The organism is Flavobacterium sp. GW821-FHT11G01 (genome assembly GCF_058808175.1).
Genome location: NZ_JBXARK010000013.1, coordinates 43,815 through 57,443, shown reverse-complemented (window position 1 = coordinate 57,443; position 13,629 = coordinate 43,815). Strand labels below are relative to the sequence as shown.

At 32.3% G+C, this 13,629-nt stretch carries 17 protein-coding genes; 13 read left to right on the top strand and 4 right to left on the bottom strand.

Annotated elements, in window-relative coordinates:
* Positions 1-65 precede the first annotated feature (65 nt).
* Complete coding sequence (locus tag AC1RRN_RS19740; RefSeq protein WP_492968946.1) at positions 66-1,232, bottom strand: MFS transporter; 1,167 nt, start codon at positions 1,230-1,232, stop codon at positions 66-68.
* 102 nt (positions 1,233-1,334) lie between these two features.
* Here AC1RRN_RS19740 and AC1RRN_RS19735 point away from each other — a divergent pair, with 102 nt between their 5' ends.
* From AC1RRN_RS19735 to AC1RRN_RS19720, 4 genes are all read left to right on the top strand, one after another.
* Positions 1,335-2,168, top strand: a complete 834-nt coding sequence (locus AC1RRN_RS19735) for an AraC family transcriptional regulator (protein ID WP_492968945.1) — start codon at positions 1,335-1,337, stop codon at positions 2,166-2,168.
* 120 nt (positions 2,169-2,288) lie between these two features.
* Positions 2,289-2,624 carry a hypothetical protein gene (locus AC1RRN_RS19730; protein ID WP_492968944.1) on the top strand — a complete coding sequence of 112 codons (336 nt, stop codon included), beginning with the start codon at positions 2,289-2,291 and terminating at the stop codon, positions 2,622-2,624.
* Positions 2,625-2,746: 122 nt separating this feature from the next.
* Complete coding sequence (locus AC1RRN_RS19725) at positions 2,747-3,274, top strand: DUF3347 domain-containing protein (RefSeq protein ID WP_492968943.1); 528 nt, start codon at positions 2,747-2,749, stop codon at positions 3,272-3,274.
* Between the two features lie 44 nt (positions 3,275-3,318).
* Positions 3,319-3,837, top strand: a complete 519-nt coding sequence (locus AC1RRN_RS19720) for a helix-turn-helix domain-containing protein (protein WP_492968942.1) — start codon at positions 3,319-3,321, stop codon at positions 3,835-3,837.
* A 44-nt stretch (positions 3,838-3,881) separates the two neighbouring features.
* Here the strand turns inward: AC1RRN_RS19720 and AC1RRN_RS19715 are convergent, their stop codons facing one another.
* Positions 3,882-4,064: a Txe/YoeB family addiction module toxin gene (locus AC1RRN_RS19715; RefSeq protein ID WP_492969025.1), complete on the bottom strand. Its 183-nt coding sequence runs from the start codon at positions 4,062-4,064 to the stop codon at positions 3,882-3,884.
* Between the two features lie 75 nt (positions 4,065-4,139).
* Positions 4,140-4,370: a DUF2683 family protein gene (locus AC1RRN_RS19710; protein ID WP_492968941.1), complete on the bottom strand. Its 231-nt coding sequence runs from the start codon at positions 4,368-4,370 to the stop codon at positions 4,140-4,142.
* 218 nt (positions 4,371-4,588) lie between these two features.
* On the opposite strand from AC1RRN_RS19710, the gene AC1RRN_RS19705 reads away from it, so the two are divergent.
* From AC1RRN_RS19705 to AC1RRN_RS19690, 4 genes are all read left to right on the top strand, one after another.
* A complete protein-coding gene (locus AC1RRN_RS19705; protein WP_492968940.1) occupies positions 4,589-5,302 on the top strand; it encodes a heavy-metal-associated domain-containing protein in 714 nt (237 codons plus the stop codon).
* A 56-nt stretch (positions 5,303-5,358) separates the two neighbouring features.
* Positions 5,359-7,548 carry a multicopper oxidase family protein gene (locus tag AC1RRN_RS19700; protein WP_492969023.1) on the top strand — a complete coding sequence of 730 codons (2,190 nt, stop codon included), beginning with the start codon at positions 5,359-5,361 and terminating at the stop codon, positions 7,546-7,548.
* 37 nt (positions 7,549-7,585) lie between these two features.
* On the top strand, positions 7,586-8,008 hold the full coding sequence (locus tag AC1RRN_RS19695; protein ID WP_492968939.1) for a hypothetical protein: 423 nt from the start codon (positions 7,586-7,588) through the stop codon (positions 8,006-8,008).
* 234 nt (positions 8,009-8,242) lie between these two features.
* Positions 8,243-8,404 carry a hypothetical protein gene (locus AC1RRN_RS19690; protein WP_492968938.1) on the top strand — a complete coding sequence of 54 codons (162 nt, stop codon included), beginning with the start codon at positions 8,243-8,245 and terminating at the stop codon, positions 8,402-8,404.
* A 69-nt stretch (positions 8,405-8,473) separates the two neighbouring features.
* Here AC1RRN_RS19690 and AC1RRN_RS19685 read toward each other — a convergent pair whose 3' ends face one another.
* Positions 8,474-8,926 (bottom strand): DUF4442 domain-containing protein, encoded by a 453-nt coding sequence (locus tag AC1RRN_RS19685; protein ID WP_072974544.1) that lies wholly within the window; start codon positions 8,924-8,926, stop codon positions 8,474-8,476.
* Between the two features lie 255 nt (positions 8,927-9,181).
* Between AC1RRN_RS19685 and AC1RRN_RS19680 the strand changes: the two genes are divergently transcribed.
* The 5 genes from AC1RRN_RS19680 to AC1RRN_RS19660 all read left to right on the top strand — a co-directional run bounded on the left by AC1RRN_RS19680 (position 9,182) and on the right by AC1RRN_RS19660 (position 13,481).
* Positions 9,182-9,637: a DUF4870 domain-containing protein gene (locus AC1RRN_RS19680; protein ID WP_492968937.1), complete on the top strand. Its 456-nt coding sequence runs from the start codon at positions 9,182-9,184 to the stop codon at positions 9,635-9,637.
* Positions 9,638-9,748: 111 nt separating this feature from the next.
* Complete coding sequence (locus tag AC1RRN_RS19675; RefSeq protein WP_017498072.1) at positions 9,749-10,081, top strand: PadR family transcriptional regulator; 333 nt, start codon at positions 9,749-9,751, stop codon at positions 10,079-10,081.
* 2 nt (positions 10,082-10,083) lie between these two features.
* Positions 10,084-11,817: a PspC domain-containing protein gene (locus AC1RRN_RS19670; RefSeq protein ID WP_492968936.1), complete on the top strand. Its 1,734-nt coding sequence runs from the start codon at positions 10,084-10,086 to the stop codon at positions 11,815-11,817.
* A gap of 4 nt (positions 11,818-11,821) precedes the next feature.
* Positions 11,822-12,559: a head GIN domain-containing protein gene (locus tag AC1RRN_RS19665; protein WP_492968935.1), complete on the top strand. Its 738-nt coding sequence runs from the start codon at positions 11,822-11,824 to the stop codon at positions 12,557-12,559.
* A gap of 85 nt (positions 12,560-12,644) precedes the next feature.
* Positions 12,645-13,481, top strand: coding sequence for a GIN domain-containing protein (locus AC1RRN_RS19660; protein WP_492968934.1), 837 nt, complete (start codon positions 12,645-12,647; stop codon positions 13,479-13,481).
* The last annotated feature ends 148 nt before the right edge of the window (positions 13,482-13,629 follow it).

Sequence of the window (13,629 nt, the reverse complement as noted above, 5' to 3'; positions counted from 1 at the left end):
GCACAAAAAAGCCCTTACACTAAAATTAGTGTAAGGGCTTTTTTGTATAGTTTAGAAAATACTATTTACACACTTTGCAACTGCAGCGAAGTTTTGTGTTTTTGCATTAAAATTAAAGTTATAATCATTCCTGTAGATGCCATGCCAACTCCTATAAGATTTGGAGAAGCATAACTATAACCTGCTGCTAAAGGCAATCCGCCTAAAAAAGCACCTAAGGCATTACCAATATTAAAACTTCCCTGAAGTGCTGCCGAAGCAATCATTTCTGCATCTTTGGCTGTTTTAATCATTAACATATTAATTGGTGCAATCACCGAAAACGAAATTGCTCCTGTTAAAAACGTAAAGAATAAAGAGATATATTGATTAGAAGATAAAGAGTAAACCATAATTAAATCGATCACCATTACAAATAACAATGCTAATACAGTTGGTGCCGGAGAGAATTTATCTGCCAGTTTTCCTCCAAGAAAATTCCCAACTACCATTCCGAATCCAGCTAATATTAAAATATAAGAAACATCTTCTGGAGAAAATTTAGAAACATTTATCAATAAAGGCGCTATATAACTTATCCAGGCAAATAATCCTCCAAAACCAATAGCCGTAATCCCGATGATTAACCACGCTTCTGTTTTTTTGAAAAACAACAATTGTGTTTTCATATTAACATCACCACTTTTCTCGAGATTTGGCATCCACAAAGAAATAAACAAGAAAGTAAGCATTCCAACAATTGCAATCAATATAAAAGTATAACGCCATATAAAGTGGTGTCCTATATAAGTACCAATTGGCACACCTATTAAATTTGCCAAGGTTAAACCTGCAAACATTATTGAAATAGCTTGTGCTTCTTTTCCTTTATCAGCCAAACGGCTTGCGACTACCGCTCCCACTCCAAAAAAGGCACCGTGCGGTAATCCGGAAAGAAATCTCGAAGCAAACAGAAAATTATAAGTAGGTGCAATAATAGAAAGGGCATTAAAAACCGTTAACATCAAAGCTAATATTAAAAGCATTTTTTTTGGTGGAAAATTTCTTCCGATGATTACTAATAAAGGTGCACCAATAACAACACCTAAAGCGTAGGCCGAAATTAAATATCCGGCAACCGGAATCGAAACTTTCATATCTGAAGCAATATCAGGAAGTAAACCCATCATGACAAATTCGGTTATCCCAATAGTTAGACCTCCTAAAGACAAGGCAATAAGACTTTTTTTCATTTGTTTTATTAAGAAAGGAATAGATTTTCTATGACGCAAATTTACGACAGGAATACAACAAATAAATTGTACATTTGTGATATAAACTTGTAAATTTAAGTTATGCCGAAATTAAATCAATTCAAAACCCTGATGATTGATGAGTTTGAAGATGAGAAATTCCATCTTCCACTTCATTCGCATACCTATTATGAAATCATTTATATAAAAAAGGGAAGCGGTGTTCATCATCTAAATAACAATTTACTGCCTTATAAGGCCGGCGATCTATTTGTAATTTCTCCCGAAGACGAGCATTATTTCGACATTAAAAAAAGTACTCGTTTCTTTTATATTAAGTTTACCGACAATTATTTTAATTCTAATAAAAATTTGTTTTGTGATGATTTGCTTTTGAATACGCCAGAAGATTTCATGCGTGATAAATTATTGAAAGAAACTGTTTTAAAGCTGGAAGATCCTTGTAAAACCATTTTAAAAAATACAATCGATAACATTTCTGCTTATAATTGTAAAACTGATGTTTCGACCTCAGCAATTGTGTTTTATCAGATTCTTTCGATTTTTGGTTTAATAAAGGAAACCATTCGCGGAATGAATCTTCAAATGAAATCGACTACAATTGACAACGAGCAAATTGCCTCCTATATTCATCAGAATATTTACAATCCAAAATTAGTTCAGATTAAAGTAATCGCCGATCACTTTAATATTGCACAAACCTATTTTAGTGCTTATTTCAAAAGAACTTTCAACATCAGTTACCGTGATTATATTCATAATTTGCGAACGACTTTAATCGAAAAACGATTCCACAACAATCAATTGCCAATTAAGCAAATTGCGCATGAATTTGGTTTTACTGACGAAAGTCATTTGTCGAATTATTTTAAAAAGAGAAAAAATATGAAACCCACAGATTATAAAAAACTGTAGTTATCAAAATCTTAAATAATTCTGACACTTGGAAAAAAAACCTAAATTTGTATCAGTAACACATTTTCTTTGTCGAAAAAAGGACACATATTATTTCTCATTTTAACTCTTGGCTTCTTCTTGACGTCAGGCGCGGGCTATGCATGTGGAAAATCTTCTGAAAAAACTTCCTGCGAAAAGAAAGTAACATCAACAAAAACAAATTCAGGTTCTTGTCAAAAAGATTGTTGCAAAAAAGAGCATTCTTCAAAAAAAGACCAACACGGTTGCAACGGAAAATGTGATCATTCGGGTTGTACAACTTCTGGATTACCATTTAGTTTGATTTCAGAAAATGAATTTGATTTCAATAATAATACTTTTAATTTCTCTCTTGAGAAACCTATTTTATATTATACTGAAACGCCTGTTTCAGACGGATTTACTTCTATTTGGTCACCACCAAAAATAAAATAATTGTATTTTGTATAGCCATAACTGGGTTAAAATTTAACCGCAAAGTACGCTAAGATTTACACAAGGCCCGCAAAGAAAAATTCTAACATAATTGGAAATTAAATTCCTTAAACAATAATAAAATGAAAAAGTCAATAGCAACTATAGTATCAGTCATTACATTATTTACTGCAAATATCATTCAGGCAAACGCTGTTAAAACAGAAACAACATCAATTGAAATTGTAGATTCAAGTCAGTTGCAACCTGTTTACGATGCGTATTTTACAGTAAAAGACGCACTTATAAAAAGTGACAGCAAATTAACTTCGGCGAAAGCCGCAGCTTTATTGACAGCAATTTCGGCTGTAAAAATGGACAAACTTAAAAGTGACGAACATACTGCCTGGATGAAAGTCATAAAAAAACTGACTGCAGATGCAAAAAGCATTTCGGCAACTACAGATCTTAAAAAGCAACGTGAAACTTTCAAATCACTTTCTAAAAACACTTATGATTTGATTAAAGTTTCAAAATCTGCACAAGTGGTATACAAACAATATTGTCCAATGGCAGATGCTGATTGGTTAAGCAAAGAAAAAGCAGTTAAGAATCCGTATTACGGTTCTTCTATGTTGACTTGTGGAAATGTTGTAGAAACCATCAAATAAATATGACGCTCTACATCAAAAACATGGTGTGTAGTCGATGCAAAATGGTTGTGAAGTCTGAGTTTGAAAAACTCGGACTTCAGACTATTTCTGTTGAATTGGGCGAAGTCGAGCTAAAAGACAACATATCTGAAGATCAAAAAAAAGAACTTTTAATTCAATTGCATGCTTTAGGTTTCGACTTAATCGATGATAAAAAAAGTAAAACTATTGAGAAAATAAAAAATCTCATTATTGATTTGGTTCATCATAAAAACAATGAACTTAAAATCAATTTATCTGATTATTTAGTAGAGAATCTAAATCAGGATTACAGCACATTAAGCAATCTTTTTTCGGAAGTTGAAAACACCACAATCGAAAAATATTTTATTAGTCAGAAAATTGAGAAAGTAAAAGAATTACTGATTTATAATGAATTGTCGTTAAGCGAAATCGCCGATATTTTAAACTATAGTAATGTAGCCCATTTGAGTAATCAGTTCAAGAAGATTACGGGCTTCACTCCCACTTATTTTAAAAAATTGAAGGATAAAAAACGCATTCAGATTGAGAATTTGTAAATGAATTTATACCATAAAAAAACGTGCTAATAATTAGCACGTTTTTATTTATCTAAATAATGACCCATTGCTGAAATTACAACAACAGTTACAATTTCTTCCTCAACACTATATATAAGTCTGTCTTTTTTATTTATTTCTCTAGACCAAAATCCTGAAAATTTATGTTTGAGTGCTTCAGGCTTTCCTACTCCTTCAAATGGAGTTTCGCTAAGTTCTTCTAAAATTTTTGCAATCTTTTTTTATACTCGCTTGATTTCCTGATTTTAAATGTTTAGAAATTTCTGCCTTAGCTTCCGGAATTACTTCAACCCTAAACTTCCCCATATATCATCAGGATCAACTGTTATACTTTTAGATTTTCCACTTTTATAATCTGCATATCTTTTTTGTATCTCGGCGACAAATTCAGGATTATAAGTACTTTCTTCTTCCTCTATTTTTACACCCTTATTTGTAACAGCTAACAACTTTGCAAGTTCAAGCAGTGTTTTGCCTGCCTTTGTTCGCTCGTTAATGGTTATAGTTGTCATAATCTTAATTATTTATTATTACAAAGATACAAAAATCATGCAATACAAATATTGATGAAAAAACAGAATTATTGATATAAAATCCTTAAATTCAGGATTGTTTTAAATTATTGCTTAAAATAAATTTTGTAAATCTTACAAATCATTCTCAAAATTATACAAACCGAAGCAATCGTTACTTCGGAAATTTGCATTGTAATACTTTAAAAGATAAAACAATGACACATACCTATCAACTTACCGGAATGACTTGTTCAAGTTGTGAGGACAAAGTAAAAAAAGCACTTGAATTGGTTGACAATATCACAAACGTTGCAGTTTCAAAAGAAAACAATACTGCAACTGTTACCATGAGCAAACATGTCGCCCTGACAGATTTACAAAATGCCTTAGATTCTAAATATCAAATTTCGGCTACTGATCACAATGAAACTATTGAACAAAAAAGATCCTGGTTCGAAACTTACAAACCTATTCTCCTTATATTCTTTTACATCAGTTTGATTACGGTTTTGATACAAACTACAAATCATCATTTTGATTTCATGCAGGCCATGCAACATTTTATGGCAGGATTCTTTTTGGTTTTCTCTTTTTTCAAAATGCTCAACTTAAAAGGTTTTGCCGAAAGTTATATGATGTATGATGTTTTGGCTAGAAAAATTCCTGCTTGGGGATATGTTTATGCTTTTTTAGAATTGGGTTTGGGAATTTCTTATCTGTTGAATTTTAATCCAATTTTTACAAACGCAGTTACTTTTATTGCAATGAGCATTAGTATCATTGGTGTTTTACAATCGGTTTTAAATAAAAAGAAAATTCAATGTGCTTGTTTGGGAGCTGTTTTTAATTTACCCATGAGCACCGTTACGATTATTGAAGACGGTCTAATGATTATCATGAGTATAATTATGCTAATAACAATGTTATAATGAATTACAAAAAACTATTTTTAGCTGTCCCATTATTATTCTTTTTTACACAAATTATGCTTTCGCAGAAAGTAGTTCGGTACGATCTACATGTTCGCGATACTACTGTTAATTTTTCAGGTAAAGAAAAACGCGCTTTAACGGTTAATGGACAAATTCCGATGCCAACTTTGACTTTTACCGAAGGCGATATTGCCGAAATATATGTGCACAACGAACTAGACAAAGAAGATACAGCATTACACTGGCACGGATTATTTCTTCCGAATAAAGAAGACGGAGTTCCTTATTTAACGCAAATGCCGATTACGCCTGGAACAACTCATAAATATACTTTTCCAATTATTCAAAATGGAACTTATTGGTATCACAGTCATTCTGGACTTCAGGAGCAAATAGGTTTATACGGTCTCTTTATCATCAACAAAAAGAAAGACGATCCTACTTTTAGAAAAGGAATTGATGATTTGCCAACAATTCCAATCATCTTAAGCGAATGGACCGATTTGAAACCGGAGAATGTTCAGAGAATGTTACACAATGCCAATGATTGGTTTGCCATAAAAAAAGGGACAACACAAAGTTATGCCGAAGCCATTAAACAGGGACAGTTTTCAACAAAAGTGACCAATGAGTGGAAACGCATGAATGCCATGGATGTCAGCGATGTTTATTATGAGAAGTTTTTAATTAACGGAAAAAATGAAGATCAGCTTTCGCAATTTAAAGCCGGCGACAAAGTTCGATTGCGAATTGCAAACGGTGGCGCATCCAGTTATTTCTGGCTGACTTATGGAGGTGGAAAAATAACGGTTGTTGCGAGCGACGGAAACGATGTTGAACCGGTTGAAGTGGATCGGTTGATTATTGCCGTTTCTGAAACGTATGATGTTGTCGTTACCATTCCTGAAAAGAATAAATCGTTTGCTTTTTTGGCTACAGCCGAAGACCGAACCGGATCAGCTTCTTTATTTTTAGGAGAAGGAACTAAACAGTCTGTTGCTCATCTTCCAAAATTAAAATATTTTGAAGGGATGAAAATGATGAATGATATGATGAAGATGAACGGCGAAATGAATGATATGAACATGAATATGTCTTTGAATAAAATGGACATGAATGCCGTAATGTATCCTGAAATTTCGGGAGAAGAGGAATCTGTAAAAATGGATCATTCACAACATAATATGGAAGAGATGAAAATGTCATCTGATACTACAGAAGTTGCTGAAATTACAACATTGAATTACGGAATGCTAAAATCTCCAACCATAACAACATTACCAAAAGAGGCGCCGGTAAAAGAATTGCGTTTTGAATTATCCGGAAATATGAATCGTTATGTTTGGAGTCTGGACAATAAAGTAGTTTCTGAAACGGACAAAATCTTAATTAAAAAAGGAGAAAACGTTCGGATTGTTCTATATAATGGTTCAATGATGCGCCACCCGATGCATTTGCATGGGCACGATTTCAGGATTTTGAACGAACATGGCGATTACTCCCCGCTCAAAAATGTGATTGATATTATGCCAATGGAAACCGACACGATAGAATTCCAGGCAAATGCTGATGGTGACTGGTTTTTTCATTGCCATATTTTATATCATATGATGGCAGGAATGGGGCGTATTTTTAGTTATGAAAATTCAGCACCAAATCCGTTGATTCATCATCCTGAAATGGCGTACAAAATGCTTAAAATGGATGATAGAATGTTTCATTTAATAGCAGAAAATGATTTTGCCACAAACGGAAATGACGGAGAAGCGATGTACAGCAATACTCGCTGGAGCATTGGAACAGAATGGCGTTTGGGTTATAATGATAAACACGGCTATGAAACCGAAACACATATTGGTCGTTACATTGGCAAAATGCAATGGCTGATGCCTTTTATAGGTTTCGACTGGCGTTATCGAAAAATGGGAATGGACGAACAAGAACAAAATCTATTTGGACAAACGAATACAAAAGACAATCGTTCTGTATTTAGCGCCGGACTTGAATATACGTTACCAATGTTGGTAAAAGCGCAAGTTGAGGTTTATACTGATGGAAACGTGAGAGTTCAGTTTGAACGAAAAGATATTCCGCTATCAAGGCGTTTGCGAATGAACTTAATGTGGAATACCGATAAAGAATACATGGCGGGTCTAAAATATATAGCCGGAAGAAACTTCGGAATCACAACACATTATGATAGTGATATGGGAATTGGTTTTGGTGTGAATCTAAACTATTAATATTATATTAGCATAGAAATAACCGTAATTTTCAAAAATGAAAAAAGTAAATTTCTTATTCTTATTTCTGATTGCTTTTCTCTCAATAAGCTGTGATCCTTCACAAGGTATTCGTTTTACAAATAAAGGCGAAAGCAACGTAAAAGTAAAACTTATTATAAATTCGAAAGTTAAAAACGATGAGATTGATGAGATGAAAAAAGGAGATTCAATTGTTTTTAACTTAATTCCTCATAATCCAGAAGAAGAACTCGGATATATTTATTTTGGAAGAGGAAGATGGGATGATGAAAAGATAATTAAAATCACTAAATCTATCAAAAGCATTGAAATTGAAAATGATAATTATAAGATTGTTTACAAATCGCAACAAGCAATAAACAATTTACTTAAAGAACACTATAACGGCATAATCATGAAATCCCTCAATATTAAAATTGATGACAAATTTTTCAAATAAAATAGGAGTAAAAATCTATTTTACACCACTTTTTATGCCTGGAATAATCTTAACAGACTGTAATAACAAATAAGATGATTGACAATTTAAAAACAAAAAAGACATGCCTGGATTGTTTAATTTTCAATGACATATTATTATAAAAACATTAACAAATTGTAAGAATCAGCTCTAACAAATGTTGGTATATTTGATGCACCAAAAGCAATTTTCTAACACAATAAATTATATCAAATGACAAAAGTAATTACCTTCTTAACGGCTGCTGTATTTTCAATTGGCGTAAGTGCTCAAGAAACAAAACCGGTTCAAAAAGAAAAAGCAAAAAAAGAATCGTGTTGCAAAAAAACGTCAACAGATAAAAAAGACAAAAAATCTTGTTGCGTTAAAAAATAAATGAAATTCTGTTTCAATAAAAAAGACCTCAATTGCTTGAGGTCTTTTTTTATATAGTTCTTAAAGCTATTATTTCAAACGTACACTCCATTCAAAGTCCATTTCAGAAACCTGAACTCCTTCTTCATTTGTACCAATCGATTTCATCCAGAAGGTTTGTCCCTCGCCTGTTTCTATTGTTCTTTTAATTGCATCGGCAATTAAATGTCCATCGTTGCAAACAAAAGTTATTCTTCCTGTTGCCTTTTTAGTAAAGTTTCCTTTATTATTTGCTACCAACATTGAGATTTTTCTTCCGCTTTCCTGGATTTGAGAAATAACCAAAGCTCCGGTTGTTAATTCAGCAGCCATTGCCTGAACTGCAAAATACATGGAGTTAAAAGGATTCTGATTAATCCATCTATGTTTGACACTTACTACACATCTATCTTTATCAATTGCTTTGACACGCACACCACAAAAGTACGCCGATGGTAATTTGAATAATACAAATTTATTGAGTTTGGAAACTGAAACTGCCATGAGATTTATTTTTTTATGTAAAAATACAAAAAAACTATGCACGCACAATAAATTGATATTACTTTCCTAAAATGGCAGTAAAATAAGGCATTACGAATGATTTTCAACACATTATAATTGCTTTTAAAATTTCAATTTTGTTAAAATTTTGTTAATATTTGGTACTATGCAAAACAAGATACTGTCTTTTAGCCATATATTTGTATAAGAAATTACTATATACTTTTAATCATGGAAACACCAACACCACTAATCATGGAAAAGACATCAGAAAAGAACACTGCAACGTTCACACATTTAAGTACTTTAACACAGTACATCGTTCCACTTGGAAATTATATTTTTCCAATTTTGATCTGGACGAGTTACAAAGACAAATCAGAATTTGTAAATCACCACGGAAAACAAACCTTAAACTTTCAATTGAGTTTATTGCTTTACACATTGGTTTTGGCACTAATCGCGATTCCGGTTTTTTTAACTGTTTTTCTTCAGAACCTTCCAATGGAAGCTATTTTTAACGATCACGATTTCGCTATTAGAAATTTCGATTTTCAAGGAAATATTGGGTTATTGAGTATTGGTGCAACGGCAGTTTTACTTTTTGGTTTGCTAAAATTCGTTGAATTCTTTTTAGTTATTTATGCTTCAATAAAAGCTTCAAACGGAGAATATTACAAATATCCGTTAACGATTTCTTTTATAAAGTAATCTGAAAAGATTAAAGGTTATAGAAATCAATCATCAATCAATCACCATCATCAATCAATCATCATCAATCAAAAAACGAATTGTTCAATCTAAAAAAAACAAAATGAAATTATGAACATTGAAAACACAAAAGCACAGATGCGCAAAGGTGTTCTTGAGTTTTGCATCTTATCAGTATTAAAAGAAAAAGACGCATACACATCAGAAATATTAGACACTTTAAAAAACGCAAAATTACTAGTTGTAGAGGGAACAGTTTATCCACTTTTAACTAGGCTGAAAAACGACGGTTTGCTAAATTATCGCTGGGAAGAATCGACCTCAGGGCCGCCACGAAAATATTATGGATTAACCGAAATAGGACAAACTTTTTTAAACGAACTTAGCGGCACCTGGACAGAATTATCTGACGCCGTAAAACTAATCACCAATCAAAATCAATAGTCATGAACAAAACAGTAAATATTAACTTAGGAGGTATGTTTTTTCACATCGATGAAGATGCGTACTTAAAATTAACCCGCTATTTTGACGCCATAAAACGATCATTAAACAATTCATCCGGACAAGACGAAATTATTAAAGATATCGAAATGCGTGTTTCTGAATTATTAACAGAAAAACAAAAAAGCGAGAAACATGTTGTGGGATTGAAAGATGTTGATGAGGTTATTACAGTTATGGGACAACCTGAAGATTACATCATTGAAGACGAAGATAAATCGAACCAATCTTTTAATGATTATGGTGCAAGAAAACATAAAAAATTATACCGCGACAAAGAAAAAGGTATGATTGGGGGTGTTGCAACAGGTTTAGGGCATTATTTTGGAATTGACGCTGTTTGGATCAAAATCGTATTCTTAGTATTTGTTTTTGCAGGTTTTGGAACCGGGATTTTAGCTTATTTCGTTCTTTGGATTGTAACTCCTGAAGCGGTAACAACTTCAGAAAAACTAGAAATGACTGGTGAGCCGGTAACTATTTCGAACATTGAAAAAAAAGTTCGTGAAGAAATAGAGTCGTTATCTGATAAATTTAAAAGTGCAGATTATGATAAAATGGGAAACCAGGTAAAGTCGGGAGCTGAGAGAATAAGTAGTTCATTTGGAGACTTTGTCATTACGGTTTTTAAAATCTTCGCAAAATTTTTAGGCGTAATTTTAATCATGTCAGGAATAGCAGTTTTAATCATGTTATTGATTGGAGTGTTTACCTTAGGAACTAACATCTTTATCGAATTTCCTTGGCAAAACTTTGTTGAAGCCGGAAACTTTACAGAATATCCTATTTGGTCATTTGGTTTATTAATGTTCTTTGCTGTTGGAATTCCATTCTTCTTTTTGACACTTTTAGGTTTCAAATTGTTATCGCCAAACTTAAAGTCTATTGGTAATATCACAAAATATACTTTGTTGGCCATCTGGATTATAGCTATTGCAATTGCGATCAGCGTTGGAATCAAACAAGCAACTGAAATATCTTATGACGGAAAAACGATAGAGAAAAAAGCAATCAATATCAATCAGAAAGATACACTTTATGTAAAATTCAGATACAATGATTACTACGCAAAAGATTTGAATCACCATAGAGAATTTGAGTTCGTACAGGATTCTGCTAACAATCAGTTAATCTATTCGACAGATGTACGTTTACATGTTTTGCATACTGATGACGCTGCTCCTTATTTACAAATTGAAAGAAGCGCAAGAGGAAATTCATTTTCAAGCGCTAAACAAAGAGCAGAAAAAATTAATTATAATATTCAGGTTAACGGAAATCACTTAATTTTGGATAATTATTTTCTTACGGATGTAAAAAATAAACTTAGAGGGCAGGAAGTTGATGTATATTTGTACTTACCGGAAGGTCAACTGTTTAAACCAGACGCATCTGTACAAGATTATGATGATTCTGAGAATGACTTTTTCAACTTGCATTTTAGTGGTAATTACAATTATAAAGTTGAAGGTTCTAAAATTAAATGTTTGAATTGCCCGGCAGATGAAGATGATCATGACGATGTAGACTACGACAGTAACGACACCACCAGAATTGACAACGATACTGTAAAAGAAGTTTCAATTAAAATTAATGGAAAAGAAGTTTTAAACGGAAAAAAAACTAACGGAAAGTTAACCACTGATAAAAACGGAGTTATAATCAAAATCAACTAAAGCCATGATAAAAATAATCATTCATATTACGAAATTCATTATTGCCACTGTTACCGCATTATTGTTCGCTTCATGTAATTTTAACAACATGAAATCTATAGAAGGTAGTGGAAATGTTACGACTGAAAAACGAATTGTTCAGGGAGATTTTAAAAAAGTATCAGTAAGCAATGCTATTGATGTTGTAATCGAACAATCAGATAAAACAGAAATCATTGTTGAAGCTGATGACAATTTGCAAAAAGAAATTAAAACGACTGTTGAAAATGGAACACTTGTAATTCGTTGTAGTTTTACTTCTTTTCATAACGTTACTAAGAAAAAAGTAATCGTAAAGATGCCCGTTATTGAAGAATTAGAAGCATCAAGTGCCTCTACTATAACAACTAACAATGTCATTCAGTCTACTAATATAAAATTAGATGCCTCAAGTGCTGCAACGATGAATGTTAATATAGAGTCTGATGAAATCTCTCTGGATACAGACAGTGCAGGTTCTATAACAATTGAAGGAAAAGCATTAAAAGTAAAATCTTCAGCATCAAGCGCGGCAAGTATAGAGGCTGAAAAATTATTAGCTAATGAAATTGAAGCAGATGCCGATAGCGGGGCAAGCATAAATATTCACCCAATCGTGAGTTTGAAAGCACACGCTAATAGCGGAGGAAGCATTAATTACGAAGGATCTCCTAAAACAATTGAAAAAACATCTAATTCAGGAGGAAGTATCAATCAGGGATAAAATAAATTATGTGTTAAATATAAAAGAAATCATTCATCAAAAGTGGATGATTTTTTTATATTTGTCAAAATCAAATCTAGAATTAATGAAAAAAAGTACAGCCCTACTACTCCTATTATTATTAGTCACTACATTAACTTTTGCACAAAAAAGAGAAAAAATAAAAGGAACTAAAATCGTAACGACTTCAATAAAAGAATCAGGAAATTTTGATGCTCTTGAAGTCGATGATAATATTGAAGTTTACTTAGAACGCGGAGAAAAAAACGAGATTAAAATTGAAGCTGATGATAATTTACATGAAATTATCGGAATGGATTTAAGAGACAAAACACTTCGCTTATACACCTCAAAAGAAAGCACCATTTTCAAAAAACTTACTGTACACGTAACATATACGAATACTTTAAACAAAGTTATTGTAAAAAATGAAGCTATTATTTATGCGATTCAGGAACTTCAGTTAGATGATATTACTTTTAATAGTGTAGATTTTTCAAAATTGTTTTTGAATGTAAATGCTAAAAAATTCAGTTTAATTGCTGATGATAAATCAAAATCTGAAATAAACTTAAAAGCTGACGAAGCTACACTTCAATTGAGCAAAAGTTCTGCTATAAAATCATTAGTGTCAGCAACTAAATTCAAGTGCGATTTATATCAAAAAGCTACTGCTACTCTTGAAGGAATTGCTCAAAAAGCGACTATTCGTTTAGATAATAATTCGACTTTCACCGGAACTAAATTCACCTTGAAAGATGCTAGTATTACTGCTGAGGGATATTCGGTAGGAAGTATCTTCGCCGAAACAACAGTAACATTAGCAGTAGGAGATAAAACAGAAGTTTCTCTTTTTGGAAGCCCTGCAATCACACTTACCCGTTTTTCTGAAGAAGCAAAATTGATTAAGAAAATAAAATAAAAAAGTTTCAGGTTTCAGATTATTGAAACGTTAAAAAATAAAAAATCCCATTTACAAATGTAAATGGGATTTTTTATTTTATTGAATCTCTAATTCACGTTCCACCAACTTGAAACCTGAAACAAAGAAAACCTGAAACAAAATTTGT

Coding starts and splice junctions, on each gene's coding strand:
- AC1RRN_RS19740 (WP_492968946.1), bottom strand. CDS start 1,232: ATGAAAAAAAGTCTTATTGCCTTGTCTTTAGGAGGTCTAACTATTGGG.
- AC1RRN_RS19735 (WP_492968945.1), top strand. CDS start 1,335: ATGCCGAAATTAAATCAATTCAAAACCCTGATGATTGATGAGTTTGAA.
- AC1RRN_RS19725 (WP_492968943.1), top strand. CDS start 2,747: ATGAAAAAGTCAATAGCAACTATAGTATCAGTCATTACATTATTTACT.
- AC1RRN_RS19720 (WP_492968942.1), top strand. CDS start 3,319: ATGGTTGTGAAGTCTGAGTTTGAAAAACTCGGACTTCAGACTATTTCT.
- AC1RRN_RS19710 (WP_492968941.1), bottom strand. CDS start 4,370: ATGACAACTATAACCATTAACGAGCGAACAAAGGCAGGCAAAACACTG.
- AC1RRN_RS19705 (WP_492968940.1), top strand. CDS start 4,589: ATGACACATACCTATCAACTTACCGGAATGACTTGTTCAAGTTGTGAG.
- AC1RRN_RS19700 (WP_492969023.1), top strand. CDS start 5,359: ATGCTTTCGCAGAAAGTAGTTCGGTACGATCTACATGTTCGCGATACT.
- AC1RRN_RS19695 (WP_492968939.1), top strand. CDS start 7,586: ATGAAAAAAGTAAATTTCTTATTCTTATTTCTGATTGCTTTTCTCTCA.
- AC1RRN_RS19690 (WP_492968938.1), top strand. CDS start 8,243: ATGACAAAAGTAATTACCTTCTTAACGGCTGCTGTATTTTCAATTGGC.
- AC1RRN_RS19685 (WP_072974544.1), bottom strand. CDS start 8,926: ATGGCAGTTTCAGTTTCCAAACTCAATAAATTTGTATTATTCAAATTA.
- AC1RRN_RS19680 (WP_492968937.1), top strand. CDS start 9,182: ATGGAAAAGACATCAGAAAAGAACACTGCAACGTTCACACATTTAAGT.
- AC1RRN_RS19675 (WP_017498072.1), top strand. CDS start 9,749: ATGAACATTGAAAACACAAAAGCACAGATGCGCAAAGGTGTTCTTGAG.
- AC1RRN_RS19670 (WP_492968936.1), top strand. CDS start 10,084: ATGAACAAAACAGTAAATATTAACTTAGGAGGTATGTTTTTTCACATC.
- AC1RRN_RS19665 (WP_492968935.1), top strand. CDS start 11,822: ATGATAAAAATAATCATTCATATTACGAAATTCATTATTGCCACTGTT.
- AC1RRN_RS19660 (WP_492968934.1), top strand. CDS start 12,645: ATGAAAAAAAGTACAGCCCTACTACTCCTATTATTATTAGTCACTACA.